The following is a 15,309-nucleotide window of genomic DNA, read 5'->3' as shown; positions in this document are numbered from 1 at the left end:
ATGAAATTTAAATTAAACAAAGTGTTAGCCTCTTTGCTTGGCTTAACAATAAGTATGTCGGTATTTGCAGAGGATATTGAGCTTTATGTAAATCATGATGTAGAGACAGACGAAAATCCAAGAGTGTTAATGATATTTGATACTTCAGGAAGTATGGCTTGGGATGTTGTAGATGGAGGCAGGTGTTATCGTCGTTATCAAAATGGACAGTTCTATGAATCTGATTGTTTTAAAAGTCAGACTTACTTTAATTACACACAGCAGTGTTACAAGTCTGTAAATGGATATGCACAAGCTATTTGTGAAGATAGCCGATTATTAGTAGCAAAAAACGCCGTTAGCCAACTAGTTACTGATAATGATGATATTGATTTTGGTTTAATGAGATTTAGAGAAAGTTCAGGTGGCTATGTATTAGCAAGGCTTGGTTCTAACAAAAATACCTTACTTAATGAAATTGATGATTTGCCTGCAAGTGGAGCAACTCCCTTAACAGAAACCTTATGGGAGGCGTATAGATATATTACTGGGCAAAGTCTTTACTATGGTTATGGTATTAACAATAGAGATAAAGCAGCTGATGCTAATGGAACTTATAAGTCACCATTTAAAAAGGAGTCAGGAGATCCTCTCAGGTGCGATAACTCAATTAATATTATTTTGATGACTGATGGAGATCCCACTAACGATGATGGTCGTGATGATCAGATTAAAAGTGTACATAATAATTTATTTAATGATTCAATCCCTTTTGTGAGTGGTGATTATTCTAATAGCTATTTAGTTGCTCTATCAAAAATAATACATGGAACAAATAATACAAAAGTAGATTTATACTCTGAGACAAGCGATGTGCTAGATACGGGTAGAGTTTTTACCATTGGCTTTGGCACAGGAATGAGTGATGGCGGTATTGATTTACTAGAGAAAGCGGCATCGGTTGGTGGAGGGCAGTACTTAGAGGCGCGAACTTCAGAGGCTTTATCAGAGGCATTAAAAAATACGATTTCAAGAATCAGAGAAGTAAATGATAGTTTTTCATCACCTTCAGTTGCAAGTAATAATGTAGATCAAACTCGTAGTCGAGATGCTGTTTATTTTGCCATGTTTTACCCAGAAACAGGTGCTCGTTGGCGTGGAAACCTAAAAAAGCTGAAAGTATCAGGGAGTCAAATTGTTGACTCAAAAGGATTATCGGCACTTGATGAAAATGGCTTGATTGACGAAAATGCAGAAACATTTTGGTTGCCAAGCGGGGAGCCAGCTGATGGTAACTTAGTTGCACAAGGTGGTGTAAATCTTCATTTAACTACATTAGATTCAGATAGCCGTAATTTATACACTGACAATCAAGGAGCAATAGTAAATTTTAATACCTCAGTTGTCAGTGATATTCTTAATTTAGTCGATAATAATCCTCTGAGCTTATCGAGCGATGATATTAAATGGGCGATGGGTGTTGATGTTGATGATGATGATGCTGATGGGTCTAACGTTGACCAGCGTCAAGATATTTTTGGTGATCCTCTGCATTCTAAACCTGTCGCAATCGATTATGGTAATGATGATATTCGAGTTTTAATAGGAACTAATGCAGGCTTTTTGCATATGTTCAAGGATTCTGATGATAGCGTAAGTGAAAGTTGGGCATTTATACCGTCTGCTTTATACGACATTATTGAACCTCTACGTAAAAATCAGGCCGATACGAAAGTATATGGTATGGATGGCCCTATTAGTATTTATTTTGATAATAAAAACTTAAATAGTGATGGTTTAAACGACGGTATTATTGATGCGAGTGGCGACGATAGAGTGTGGGCTTTTGCAGGAATGCGTCGCGGTGGTAAAAATTATTACGGACTTGATATAACAAACCCAAACATACCAAAAAAATTATGGGACGCACCAATAGAGGGCGGAAAAGGCGATTTTAAAGAGCTTGCGCAAACATGGTCAAAGCCACAAATAGCCTATATTAAAGCATTTGGTGATAAGCCTTTATTAATTTTTGGTGCTGGATACGATACAAATAAAGATGCAGCTATTCGTAGTGAGGATAATATAGGGCGAGGTATTTATATTGTTGAAGCCGAAACAGGTAAAAGAGTATGGGCATTAACACCCGATATTAATGGCTTTAAAGGTAAGCATAGCATTGCTGCAGATGTTACCACGCTTGACTCGGATTATGATGGGTATATAGACCGAATTTATGCGGCAGATACTGGTGGAGATATTTGGCGTATAGATATGCCAGGCACTAGTACTAGCGAATTTAGTCACTTTAAATTAGCTGAACTTGGCAGTAGTAAAGCAACTGAAGACCGACGCTTTTTTTACAAACCACTCGTTGCACGAACTATTTATAGTAAAGTAAGCGAGACAACAATTGATGGTAGTACCGTTATAACACGCTTAGATACGCCGTATGATGCAATAGTTATTGGTAGTGGTAACCGCTCAAAACCAACCGGTACCAATGAGAAAGATCAACTGTTTATGATCAGAGATGAAAATACAGTTACTAAATCGTATAAAACGAATGCACCAGATACTATTGTACCTGCCGATTTGATGCAAATGAATTCAGACCCATTTGGTAATGCTCTAGATGACGTTGATGATTTTGTTGACTTAGAAGTCGACTTGGCTAAATTTAATGGCTGGAGATATGAGTTAGGAACGGGTGAAAAATCACTAGCTGCTGCTACAGTTGTTGGAGGTGTTGCTTATTTTACAAGTTTCACACCTGCATCAGATACATCGACTGAAAACCAATGTTCACTAAGTGGTGGTGGTGGTTCTTTATACGCATTTCACTTACATTACGGTACTAAAGTGTATGACGACCTTAAATTTACAACCAGCTATGATGTACCAGATACACCTCAGTTATACTTTGGCGAAGGCCTTTCATGCGTAGATGGTAATGGCGATGGTAAGTGTGATGACAACCCAACAGTTGACGTAACACAAGAAAGTCAGTTTTATCTAATTGGGCCGGGTATCAAAGGTGAAAATGCTGAAAACCCAATGAAGCCTGTAGAAATAAAAGGTCCTGGTTTAACAATTGTTGATGGTAAAGTTGTATTGGTTAATGACAATGCTGTAGGGTTTGGCTTTAAAACTCAACAAACATATATCTATAAACGTGAAGAAAATGACGAAGTTAATAATTAAGGAAATTAAATGAAGAAACAACATGGGTTTACCTTAATTGAGCTGATGATAGCGGTTGCAATTGTAGGCATACTTGCTTCAATTGCATTGCCCAATTATACAGAATATGTAAAGCGTGCTTCGCGCGCTGAAGCTGCTGCAGCATTGCTAGATGCTGCAAATAAGGAGGAGCAGTATTTTGTCGATAATAGGGAATATACAGAGACATTTACTGATTTAGGATTGCAAAGTAAGACCGAAAATGGTCACTTTGAGCTATCTATAAAGGTAGTCGATAGCAATACCTTCACTATTACAGCTAAGCCTATAGATGGTCCTGTAAAGGGGGATAATGACTGTAAAGAGCTTACAATTACTGACACAGGTCTTAAAGGTGCAAAAGGAAGTAAAGGTAACTCTGATATTGATTATTGTTGGGGTCGATAATAGCCTAGATTACTTCTTTTGACACTTATCAGTTGATTTGATGCGAATTCTACCCGTTTGACTTACAGATAAAGCCAATCCTTCGAGATTGGCTTTATTGCTATTGGGACAATATATAAAAGTCCCATTTTGAAAGCCATTTAAAGAACCATCTGGACGAAACGTAATGGCGTTGCGCGGATACTCTAAAGTATCAGCGTCATGAACATCCTCGAAAGTGCTTAAGAGTAACTCATCATCATCTAGAGTCGTTGATTTATCTTTGTCGATAAAGAGTGACATTTGACCATCCCACTCGTCCTTTGTACATTGACTGCCTTTTAGTGCGCAAAGTGTGACGTAAGTCCCATTTTCAATTGCGTAAAGGCGGCCATAATTTATATTTCGGTGTAGCAGATTCACATGGTTATCTAATCGGTTTTTAGCCAAGAAATCTGGATAAAACCACATCGACAATTGACTGATAATACTGACAACAGCCATCGATACCATTAATTCAAGAAGTGTCACTCCCTTGTTTTTTGATATTGATAATCTCATCCTTGAAGACCTGAGTTAATAAATGATTAACTGAGTCTAGTAAATGATACAAATATGACAAGATGAATTTGTATGTTTTTTAACCGCAAGTCTGAGCTGTATCACCAGTATAAAAAGAAGTACCAGATTGAGATACTGTTAAAGCTTTATTATTTTCACTGCCATTATTAGGACAAAATACAAAATCACCGGGTTTCGTTGTTATTCGACCACTGGTATTAAATCGTAATCTCCTATCATTACCAGTATATTTTATTTTGTCATTAAGGCTTATTTTTTCCATGACACGTAGTAAAGAGTCTGTAGAGCTGTTGTATTGACCACTATTATCACCATCAATGAATACAATGATAATTTTATTTCTGTCCCATCGATTACGACATTGCATTGTATCATTTTGATTTTTTACTTCACCATGCTGCGCGGCGCATATAACGACTATTTCATCTGTACTTGCTGCTTGAGAGCGTGCGTAGCTAATATTTCTTTTTAATTCCAACAAAAAGTTCTCAGCTCTATTTTCTTCTAGCATATCGCTGCTATTCCAAATCGCAATTGATGCAATAATGCCAACGATAGCAACGGTTACCATGAGTTCTAAAAGGGTGAACCCGTTTTGTTTGTTTTTCATATTAATCTCATTTACTGCTAGTCATTTAAGTATAGCTATTTTTATATAATAAATTATACCATGATCGGTTGTTTTATCACCGTAATTCAATTGCTTTGTTTGCTATGAACACCATGATTGTCTAAAATCGAGGCAACTGGAGCTTTCAAAAGTAATCAATATGAAAAAAATAGAAGCAATTATTAAACCTTTTAAGTTAGATGATGTGCGTGAAGCGTTGTCTGATGTAGGTATTACGGGGATGACGGTAAGCGAAGTTAAAGGCTTTGGGCGTCAAAAAGGTCACACTGAGCTATATCGTGGCGCAGAGTATATGGTAGATTTTTTACCTAAAGTAAAACTTGATATTGTATTGACTGATGAAGATGTAGACCGTGCAATTGAAGTTATTGTAAAAACGGCGCAAACAGGAAAAATCGGTGATGGTAAAATATTTATCACAGATGTTGAGCGTGTAATACGTATTCGTACTGCAGAGGAAGATGAAGAAGCGATTTAAGCTTGTTTTTCTATGTAGTAAAAAGGCGCTTAGTAAGCGCCTTTTTTATTTAGTGCTTTTATTTAGTTCTTTTATTTAGTTTTCGTGTTTGCTTTGCGTGTTCACTAAGCTCAGTTAAACCTAATTGGTCGTAACTTTTCTCCATCATTTCAAGCGCGGGATCTAAGTAACTGCTTTGTGAATAATGCTCAACAACAAACTTACCTCTATTAGCAGCAGCTAAATAAGCTTCACGTTCGTAATAGTAAGTTGCTACTTTTAATTCATAACGTGCCATGCGGTTTAAAAGCCACACTAGACGACGTTTAGCTTCAGGCGCGTAATCACTTTTAGGAAAACGTTTTACTAATGTCGATAAATCAGTAAATGCAACACGTGTACGGTTAGCATCACGGTCGGCTCTATCTACACCAAAGTACTCTTGGAACGCATTTTTATCAGCTTTAATATTTACTAAACCACGCATGTAATACATGTAGTCTAAATCTTTATGATTTGGGTTTAAGCGAATAAAGCGGTCAATGGTTGCAAGTGCTTGTTCAGTATTACCTGATTGATAATGTGCATAGACTAAGTCCATTTGTACTTGCTTAGAGAATGGGCCAAACGGGTAGCGAGAGTCTATTGCACTCAAAAGTTCAATTGCACGAGCATATAAACCTGAATCTAGCGTTTCTTTTGCATCTTCATATAAAGCGTGTGCAGATTTATTCGGTACACGTTGAATGTCTTCTTGGTCTGGAGCAGACGAACAAGCGCCTAAACTAAGTACAGAAACTGAAAAAACAATGGCAAATGCACGTTTCCCTATTTTATTTATCATTTTATTTGTTACCTTCGATGTCTTCGGCTAGGCCAAGTCGGTAAAACCGAGTAAACTATGCGTATTATATTATGCTTTTATTAAAAGCGATTCTAACCCAGTCGAGCAAAGCTTGCACTGGTAAATTGGGTAAAGTTACTAATGTCAGAGCAAATTTCTCTTCAAGCCGACGTTCCAACCGAATTAGGTGGTAAACGTCTAGACCAAGTATTAGCACAATTGTTCCCTGATTATTCACGTTCTCGTATAAAAACGTGGATTTTGGATGATAAAATCACTGTAGACGGTGAAATTTTCAACACTCCACGCGAAAAACTACTAGGTGGTGAAGTTGTAAGTGTTGAAACAACAATTGAAGCACCACGCGAATACGAAGCACAAGATATCAAATTAAACATTGTTTATGAAGACGATGATATTTTGGTAATTAATAAACCAATGGGCCTAGTGGTTCATCCTGGTGCGGGAAACCCTAATGGAACAGTGCTAAACGCATTGCTACATTACTACCCTGAAATAATTAACGTACCACGCGCAGGTATTGTGCATCGTTTAGATAAAGACACGACCGGTTTAATGGTTGTAGCTAAAACGATTCAGGCCCAAACGCATTTGGTAAAAGCACTACAAAAGCGCGAAAATTTCACTCGTGAATATGAAGCACTGTGTAATGGCACCATGACTGCTGGTGGTATGGTTGAAAAAGCAATTGGCCGCCATCCTACGCAGCGTACGCATATGGCCGTACATGAAATGGGTAAGCCGGCAATTACACATTACCGTGTTGCTGAAAAATTTCGTGCTCACACTCGTTTACGTTTGCGTTTAGAAACAGGTCGTACTCACCAAATTCGTGTGCATATGGCACATTTAAATCATCCGCTAATTGGCGATCAATCTTATGGCGGCCGTCCGCGTCCACCTAAAGGTGCAACACCTGAGTTATTTGAGTTACTTCGTAGCTTTAGACGCCAAGCACTACATGCCGTAAAATTAAGTATTGCGCATCCAATCACCGGTGAGATGATGACATGGCAAGCTCCTATCCCTGACGATATGGTTGCTATGACACATGCACTACGTGAAGATACTAAAGCTAATCCTGATATCGATAGATAATGCACTTATTGTCAGCGACATGGCAAAACCTTCATAAAGTAGGAACGTTAAGTACTACTTGTGGAGGTGGTGTTTCAAAAATCCCATTTGAAAGTTTCAATTTGGGATACCATGTTGGTGATAATAAAAGTGATGTATCAAAAAACCGCTCACTATTAACCAAACACTTACCTAAACCTGCGGTGTGGCTAAATCAAGTTCATAGCTCTGATGTTGTTATTGTTGATGAACATTTTGACTCTAAGAAGTTACACAATGCTGATGCGCTTTATACTCAGTTACTAAATCAGCCTTTGGCTATAATGACCGCCGATTGCTTACCTATTTTATTAGTGAGTGATGATGAGAAAGAAGTTGCAGCTATACATGGCGGCTGGCGAGGGCTTGAGCAGGGAATTATTAAAAATACTTTAGAATGTTTTAACTCGAGGTATGAAAATATAAATGCTTGGCTAGGGCCTGCAATTGGGCCAACTCGATTTGAGGTTGGGGCTGAAGTGTTTGAGTTATTTCAAAAAAGGTCCCCTTTATTTATTCAAGCATTTACACTACAAACTAATGGTAAATATCTTGCTGATATCTATGGTATTGCGCGTACTTTACTTACCCAGCAAGGCGTTAAAAATATTACGGGTGGCGACTACTGCACAGTCTCTCAAAGTGACTTATTTTTTTCTTATCGACGAGATGGACAAACGGGACGTATGGCTAGTTTGATCTGGCGCAAGTAATTCACATCTTTAATCATTATATTTCCCCCTACACCTTGAACAAACACCTAAACATACCCATTAATTAAGCAATTAGATTATTTAATAGGTAACACCATGCGTTTAGATAGATTTACAAGTAAATTTCAATCTGCGCTTTCTGATGCGCAATCGCTAGCCCTTGGCCGCGATCATCAATTTATTGAACCCGTACATTTAATGTATTCATTACTGCAGCAAAGCGGCTCCAGTGTGCGCGCGTTATTTGCACAAACGGGGGTTAGCGCAGATGAACTTAACACCAAGCTTTCTCAAGAAATAGAAAAACTATTTAAAGTAGAAGGCGTAGGTGGCGACGTACAGCTATCAAATAATATGGCTTCACTTATTAACCTATGTGACAAGTATGCACAAAAACGCAAAGACAAATACATTTCAAGTGAATTGTTTGTACTGGCGGCATGCGATGATAAAGGTCCACTTGGCGATATATTCAGATCGTTAAATATTACCTCGACTAAAATTGAAACTGCAATTAAAGCGATTCGCGGCGGTCAAAAAGTTGATGATCCAAACGCCGAAGAAACACGTCAAGCGCTTGAAAAGTACACCATTGATCTAACTGAGCGAGCAGAGCAAGGTAAGCTTGATCCTGTAATAGGTCGAGATGACGAAATTCGCCGCACGATTCAAGTACTACAACGGCGCACTAAAAATAACCCTGTATTAATCGGTGAACCAGGTGTTGGTAAAACAGCAATAGCAGAAGGTTTAGCACAGCGTATTATTAATGGTGAAGTACCCGAAGGATTAAAAAACAAACGTGTTTTATCGCTTGATTTAGGAGCACTAGTTGCGGGCGCTAAATATCGCGGTGAATTTGAAGAGCGTTTAAAATCAGTGTTAAACGAATTGGCTAAAGAAGAAGGCCAAGTCATTTTATTTATTGATGAAATACACACTATTGTGGGTGCAGGCAAAAGTGATGGCGCAATGGATGCGGGTAATATGCTCAAACCTGCTTTAGCACGCGGTGAGTTACACTGTGTTGGCGCAACCACGCTTGATGAATACCGTAAATATATAGAGAAAGACGCAGCACTTGAGCGTCGATTCCAAAAGGTACTCATTGAAGAGCCGTCGGTTGAAGATACCATTGCAATATTGCGTGGCTTAAAAGAGCGATATGAGCTACATCATTCAGTAGAAATTACTGATCCCGCGATTGTTGCTGCGGCGCAGTTATCTCACCGCTACATTAGCGATCGTCAGTTACCAGATAAAGCAATTGATTTAATAGACGAAGCTGGATCTTCAATTCGATTACAAATTGATTCAAAACCAGAGTCGTTAGATAAGCTTGAGCGTCGTATTATTCAATTAAAATTAGAAGATAATGCACTTGCTAAAGAAAAAGATGAGGCGAGTCAAAAACGTCGCACCGAAATGCAAGAGTTGATCACCGACCTTGATGGGCAATATCGTGAGCTAGACGAAATTTGGAATGCTGAAAAAGCATCGCTTCAAGGTACACAAGTAATTAAAGCCGAGCTTGAACAAGCAAGATTAGATTTAGATGTAGCGCGAAGAGCAAGTGATTTACAGCGTATGTCAGAGCTGCAATATGGGCGAATTCCAGAGCTTGAACGAAAACTTGATTTAGCCTCACAAGCCGAAATGCAAGAAATGACCCTGCTTAAAAACCAAGTAGGTGAGGATGAAATTGCTGAAATTTTATCTCGCTGGACAGGTATTCCTGTTGCAAGAATGCTACAAGGTGAGCGTGAAAAGCTGCTGCAAATGGAAGATAAGTTACACAGTAAAGTAATAGGGCAAGATGAAGCGGTCGTTGCTGTTGCTAACGCAATAAGACGCTCACGTGCAGGACTTGCAGATCCTAATCGCCCAATTGGTTCTTTCTTGTTTTTAGGTCCAACAGGTGTGGGTAAAACCGAGCTTACAAAAGCACTGGCTGGTTTTATGTTTGATACCGAAGATGCCATGGTGCGTATCGATATGTCTGAGTTTATGGAAAAGCACTCAGTTGCCCGCCTAGTGGGCGCACCTCCAGGTTATGTGGGTTATGAAGAGGGCGGTTATTTAACAGAAGCTGTTCGTCGTAAACCTTACTCAGTTATATTGCTTGATGAAATAGAAAAAGCACACCCAGATGTGTTTAACATTTTACTGCAAGTGTTAGATGATGGCCGATTAACTGACGGACAAGGTAGAACTGTTGATTTTAAAAATACTGTTATTATCATGACATCAAATTTAGGCTCAGATATTATCCAAGAACAAGCGGGTAATAATGACTATACGACCCTTAAAGCTAAAGTAATGGAAGTATTGATTAATGAGTTTAGACCTGAATTTATTAACCGTATTGACGAGACTGTTGTATTCCACCCGTTAGCAAACGAGCATATAAAAGAAATAGCTGATATTCAGTTAATGAAATTACGTGAGCGTTTAACAGAGATGGGGTATCTGCTTGAAATAAGCGATGCTGCACTTGAGCGAATTGCAGCAAGTGGGTTTGATCCTGTGTACGGTGCACGCCCGCTTAAGCGTGCTATTCAGCAAACGATTGAAAATCCGCTAGCACAAAAGCTACTTAATGGGGACTACATACCAGGTAGCGTGATTGTTATTGATGCAAATGACGACTCTTTGGTATTTACCAAACGCTGATTGTAAATAATTAAACTCTAAAGCCGCTAAAATAGCGGCTTTTTTATATTTGTTAAACTTTAAAAGTTAGTAATAAATCGTTCACTCTACGTGAGCCTTCAACAAGCTCAGCTGCACCTTTTGCCACATTAAAGCTTAAACTTAAGTTGTTATCGCCAAAGTCTTTAATTTGCGAAACATTATTACTAATGTCGTTGCTAACCATTTGTTGCTCTTCTGCAGCGGATGATATTTGTATTGCCAAGTGAGATATTTCACTGATTTGGATAAAAATACCCTCTAATTCAACTTGGGTTTTATCGGTTGTCAAAACACAGTTATCGGCTTGTGCTTTAGTACTTTGCATTACTTTGGACCAGCTAAATAAAGTGTCTTGTATTTCTTTAATAGAACTATGGATTTGCGTCGTAGCATTTTGAGTGCGTGACGAAAGAGTCCTTACCTCATCGGCGACTACTGCAAAGCCTCGACCATGTTCTCCTGCTCTAGCTGCTTCAATCGCTGCATTAAGAGCAAGTAAGTTAGTTTGATCGGCAATTCCCTCTATTTCACTCATTACCTTACCAATTTTATCTGCTTCAGAGGCTAAGCTGGTGGCTGTATTTGCTGCTTGTTCTACTTGAGAAGCTAAGTCAGATACCATTTTACTATTATCTGCAATGTGGTCTTTTATCTCTGAGCAACTTTGATGGGTGTTATTCACTTTATCAGCTGTTTGAGCTGTATTTACTGATATTTCACCAATGGTAGAGCTCATTTGGGTCATCGCTGATGCAATTTGCTCTAAACGCTCCCCTTGTGAAGAAATGCCTTCTTCGGTGAGTGTTGATTGTTTGTCTAAATCAGTCGCGATGCCATTAAAGCTTAATGTTGAGTCTTTCATACGACCAAGAACCGTGCGTAGTTTTGCGCTTAGCATTTGCTCTCTATAATCACTTACACTGTGCGGTGTGTAGCCGCTGTAAATATAGCGAGAGACTGAATCGGCTTTTGCTTTTTGTTCGCGTAATATTTTAGGGGTAACAATGAGTTCGTCATAATTTAGCACAATAACTAAGGCACAAATAAATAGGCTAATTGCAGCAATGGTGATTGATGCCGCAACAGCAATAAAAATCAGCCAAAATAACAAGCATATAAAAGTAATGCTTTGCCTTATTGCGGTGTGTTCTCGCAGTTTAAATAATGATTTGTTGGTATTTAATTTGTTGTAAAGTGTTTTTGCACGTTGCTTAAGTTGAGAGCTTGCTTTGGTTCGTACAGATTGATAACCAACAAGTCGGCCATTTTCAAAAATTGGGGTTACAAAGGCATCTACCCAGTAATAGCGGCCATCTTTACAGCGGTTTTTAACCATACCGCGCCATGAGTGTTCTTGTTTTAATGTTGCCCACATTTCTTTAAAGGCTGTTTTTGGCATATCAGGGTGACGAACAATATTATGATGCTGACCAATAAGCTCTTGTGCGCTATATCCTGCAACAGCACAAAACGCTTGATTGACGTATGTTATTACACCTTTAAGGTCAGTAGTAGAAACCAGCTCTTGTGATTCATCAAAGTATACTTCTTCATTTTTTAAGCTTTTATCATTGTGCATTGTGTTTATTATCATCCTTTATTGTTGCAGTCATTATATTGCTTACACACTACAAAGCAAAAAATAGCGTCTTTCCGTCTATGCTCATAAGACAAATGATTGTATTTATTGATCTAGATCAAGTTTAAATACCAGGCAGCTAAATTGAACTGATTTTGTATAAGTTCCGGTCTATTCCTATAGGCTGATATTTTACTTATTTGATTTATAATTAAATACGTATTTAAAGCATTTGTATAATGCACATAGCAATGGCAATATTACGACTTAATATAATGATGTTGGTCATATTAAGCGCATGTATAAAGTGGGCAAATAATTATTAGATTTGAAAAGTTATATTGTTCTTAGCAATTTATTCCAGTTGCATTAAATGAATGATCTATTATAGCGCTAAGAAAATAGCACAATAACAAGGCGAAAATTATGACATATAGTTGTTCTATATGAATAATTTTTAACGCAGTGAGGGCGTTATTTAACGCGATATAATGATCATATTTTCAATAAAATTGGTATTCATCTTGAGTCTAAGTAATTAGCCCCCATAACCTTATGATTAAGCCACGTGGCCCGAGGAAAGATTTTTTGACAACACATGATTTAGCTAACGCACTTGAAGCGTTATCAGTAAATGAGCACCAACATGCAGTTAAAGGCATTGAACGTGGCATAGAGCGAGAGTCACTAAGAATACAAGAGAATGGTGCTATATCACCTAAAGGCCATCCAAAAGGGGTGGGCAGTGCGTTAACTAATGGCCATATCACAACTGATTTTTCTGAATCTTTACTTGAATTTATTACCCCAGTTAGTGAGTCGTCAACGCAAACTCTTAAACAATTAAAAGACCTTCAAAAGTTCACTCTAGAAAAGATGGGCGATGAACTGCTTTGGCCTATCAGTATGCCGTGCTTTATTGAGCATCAAGATGATATTGTTTTAGCTCAATTTGGTAGTTCTAATACAGGCAAAATGAAAACACTATACCGTGAAGGATTAAAAAATCGCTACGGTAGTATGATGCAAGCAATTGCAGGCGTTCACTTTAATATTTCATTTCCAGATACGCTTTGGCAGTCGCTTCACTCGTTACAACAAAGTAATGCAAGCCTTCAAGATTTTATTTCAGAGGGTTATTTAGCGCTTATTCGTAACTTTAAACGCGAACTATGGCTAATAAGTTACATGTTTGGTGCATCACCAGCATTATGTAACTCATTTTTACAAGGTCGAAAAACCGATTTACCATTTAAAAAACTAGGTAAAGGTACGCTTTACTTAGAAGTTGGTACGGCACTGCGTTTAGGCAATTTAGGTTATACAAATAGCGCCCAGTCGTCACTACGTGTAATGTATAACTCGTTAGATGAATATGTTGCAGGTCTTAAAAAAGCAATCAACACACCATCAGAAATTTATGGTGATCTTGATGACTATAAGAGTGAAAACCCTAAACAATTAAATAAAAATATTCTGCAGATTGAAAACGAATTTTACTCACCAATTCGTCCTAAGCGTAATGCTAAAAGTGGCGAAACGCCAACGGATGCATTGCTTCGAGCAGGCATTGAATATGTAGAAATTCGCGCTTTAGACGTTAACCCGTTTAGCGAAGTGGGTATTGATATTGAGCAAATTCACTTTTTAGATGTGTTTTTAACGTATTGTTTATTAAAAGATTCAGCTCCAATGGATTGGAAAGAACAAGCACGCAGTACTGAAAACCTCGACACAGTAGTCAATCAAGGTCGAGAAGAAGGGCTAATGCTTAACTTTAATAATACACAGCGTAGTCTTCAGTCGTGGGGTGATGAAATATTTGCCCAGCTCACTGATGTCGCTAAATGGATGGATAATGCTTATGGTGTTAATTATTACTCTGATACTATAAAGCGCATGGCAACGTGGGTGCATAATCCAGAGCTTACCTATTCTGGACGTTACGTGTCACAATTAAAAGAGTCTGGTTTAGACAACGGTCACTTTGCGCTAGCACTGGCTAATAAATACAAACAAAGCCACGCAGACACTGATTACAGTGAGTTTTTAAAGCCTTGGCTAGAACAACAAGTTGTAGAGTCTAACGAAGCACAAACTGTAATTGAGCAAGCAGATACGCAGTCATTTACTGCCTTTTTAGATGCGTATTTTGAGGGTAAATAATCTTAATACCTAGCAAAATTTAAGCAAAAAAAACGCAGCCTAAGTTGGCTGCGTAAATATATATTCAGGGATGAACTAATGCTGTACTGCTGCATTCATTGAGTCAGACCCACACTTTTTAAAAAAGTTCTGTGAGATCTTAAAAAAATGAAAAAAAATGCAATTATTTTATCTCTTGCCATTACTTTAGCTGGTTGTGCTACAGCGCCTCCAAAGCAACCTAATGATCTATGTAAAATCTTTGAAGAAAAACCTGATTGGTATTTTGACGCAAAAGATGCGCAAGAAAAATGGGGTTCTCCTAAGCATGTACTCATGAGTATGATGTATCAGGAAAGCTCCTTTAAGCATGATGCGGCTCCACCCATGGAGTACTTCTTATGGATAATTCCAACCGGTCGCGCAAGTGATGCTTATGGCTACTCACAGGCTAAAACACCAACATGGTCAGATTACATTCGTGAAACAGGCAACAATGGTGCTGATAGAGACGATTTTGACGATGCAATCGACTTTATGGCGTGGTTTGTTTATAAAACGCATAAAGTAAATAAAATCTCTAAGTGGGATGCTTATGCACAATACCTTAATTATCATGAAGGTTGGGGTGGCTATAAGCGTGGCACATATAAAAAGAAAAAGTGGTTAATGGGTGTCGCAAACAAAGTTAAACACAGAGCGAGCCGTTATGGCGCGCAATTAAAGCGCTGTGAAGACGAGCTTGATAAAGGTTGGTTTGAACGTCTTATATTTGGCTAGAGAGTTATTAATGGATATAAAAAAGGAGCCAATCGGCTAATGCCAGTCAGTTAAGCTGACTGGCATCTTTCTTTTTATGAGGATACTTAGATGGTTTTGGCTTAACCCATCGGGGATATCTTCTATCCTCTCGTCTAGCTGGAAGCTTAAATAAGAGCA

12 protein-coding genes are annotated in these 15,309 nt (G+C 38.3%); 8 read left to right on the top strand and 4 right to left on the bottom strand.

Annotated elements, in window-relative coordinates; translation table 11 throughout:
- Positions 1-3,183 (top strand): pilus assembly protein, encoded by a 3,183-nt coding sequence (locus tag H5122_RS11130; RefSeq protein ID WP_182682258.1) that lies wholly within the window; start codon positions 1-3, stop codon positions 3,181-3,183.
- Between the two features lie 9 nt (positions 3,184-3,192).
- Positions 3,193-3,609, top strand: a complete 417-nt coding sequence (locus H5122_RS11125) for a type IV pilin protein (RefSeq protein ID WP_182673709.1) — start codon at positions 3,193-3,195, stop codon at positions 3,607-3,609.
- Between the two features lie 9 nt (positions 3,610-3,618).
- On the opposite strand, the gene H5122_RS11120 is transcribed toward H5122_RS11125, so the two are convergent.
- The gene (locus H5122_RS11120) at positions 3,619-4,149 is read right to left on the bottom strand and encodes a GspH/FimT family pseudopilin (RefSeq protein ID WP_182673708.1); all 531 of its coding nucleotides are present in this window, start codon (positions 4,147-4,149) and stop codon (positions 3,619-3,621) included.
- 79 nt (positions 4,150-4,228) lie between these two features.
- On the bottom strand, positions 4,229-4,780 hold the full coding sequence (locus H5122_RS11115) for a GspH/FimT family pseudopilin (protein ID WP_182670900.1): 552 nt from the start codon (positions 4,778-4,780) through the stop codon (positions 4,229-4,231).
- A gap of 160 nt (positions 4,781-4,940) precedes the next feature.
- Between H5122_RS11115 and glnB the strand changes: the two genes are divergently transcribed.
- Complete coding sequence (gene glnB / locus H5122_RS11110) at positions 4,941-5,279, top strand: nitrogen regulatory protein P-II (protein WP_182673707.1); 339 nt, start codon at positions 4,941-4,943, stop codon at positions 5,277-5,279.
- 58 nt (positions 5,280-5,337) lie between these two features.
- On the opposite strand, the gene H5122_RS11105 is transcribed toward glnB, so the two are convergent.
- Positions 5,338-6,102, bottom strand: a complete 765-nt coding sequence (locus H5122_RS11105) for an outer membrane protein assembly factor BamD (protein WP_002962210.1) — start codon at positions 6,100-6,102, stop codon at positions 5,338-5,340.
- 141 nt (positions 6,103-6,243) lie between these two features.
- On the opposite strand from H5122_RS11105, the gene rluD reads away from it, so the two are divergent.
- From rluD to clpB, 3 genes are all read left to right on the top strand, one after another.
- Positions 6,244-7,221, top strand: a complete 978-nt coding sequence (rluD, locus tag H5122_RS11100) for a 23S rRNA pseudouridine(1911/1915/1917) synthase RluD (RefSeq protein WP_149594281.1) — start codon at positions 6,244-6,246, stop codon at positions 7,219-7,221.
- Positions 7,221-7,952, top strand: coding sequence for a peptidoglycan editing factor PgeF (gene pgeF / locus H5122_RS11095; protein ID WP_182682259.1), 732 nt, complete (start codon positions 7,221-7,223; stop codon positions 7,950-7,952). Before rluD ends, pgeF begins: the two co-directional genes overlap by 1 nt.
- Before the next feature lie 96 nt (positions 7,953-8,048).
- Complete coding sequence (clpB, locus tag H5122_RS11090) at positions 8,049-10,625, top strand: ATP-dependent chaperone ClpB (RefSeq protein WP_002962207.1); 2,577 nt, start codon at positions 8,049-8,051, stop codon at positions 10,623-10,625.
- 52 nt (positions 10,626-10,677) lie between these two features.
- Here clpB and H5122_RS11085 read toward each other — a convergent pair whose 3' ends face one another.
- Positions 10,678-12,225, bottom strand: a complete 1,548-nt coding sequence (locus H5122_RS11085) for a PAS domain-containing methyl-accepting chemotaxis protein (protein WP_182682260.1) — start codon at positions 12,223-12,225, stop codon at positions 10,678-10,680.
- 588 nt (positions 12,226-12,813) lie between these two features.
- Here H5122_RS11085 and gshA point away from each other — a divergent pair.
- Positions 12,814-14,391, top strand: coding sequence for a glutamate--cysteine ligase (gene gshA / locus H5122_RS11080; RefSeq protein WP_182682261.1), 1,578 nt, complete (start codon positions 12,814-12,816; stop codon positions 14,389-14,391).
- 147 nt (positions 14,392-14,538) lie between these two features.
- Positions 14,539-15,150: a transglycosylase SLT domain-containing protein gene (locus H5122_RS11075; RefSeq protein WP_002962200.1), complete on the top strand. Its 612-nt coding sequence runs from the start codon at positions 14,539-14,541 to the stop codon at positions 15,148-15,150.
- Positions 15,151-15,309: the final 159 nt, after the last annotated feature.

Origin of the sequence: Pseudoalteromonas sp. SG43-8 (assembly GCF_014164245.1) — a bacterium.
Taxonomy (GTDB): Bacteria; Pseudomonadota; Gammaproteobacteria; order Enterobacterales; family Alteromonadaceae; genus Pseudoalteromonas; species Pseudoalteromonas distincta.
Note: the sequence above shows the minus strand (reverse complement) of the source record. Positions and strands in the feature narration are given on the sequence as shown.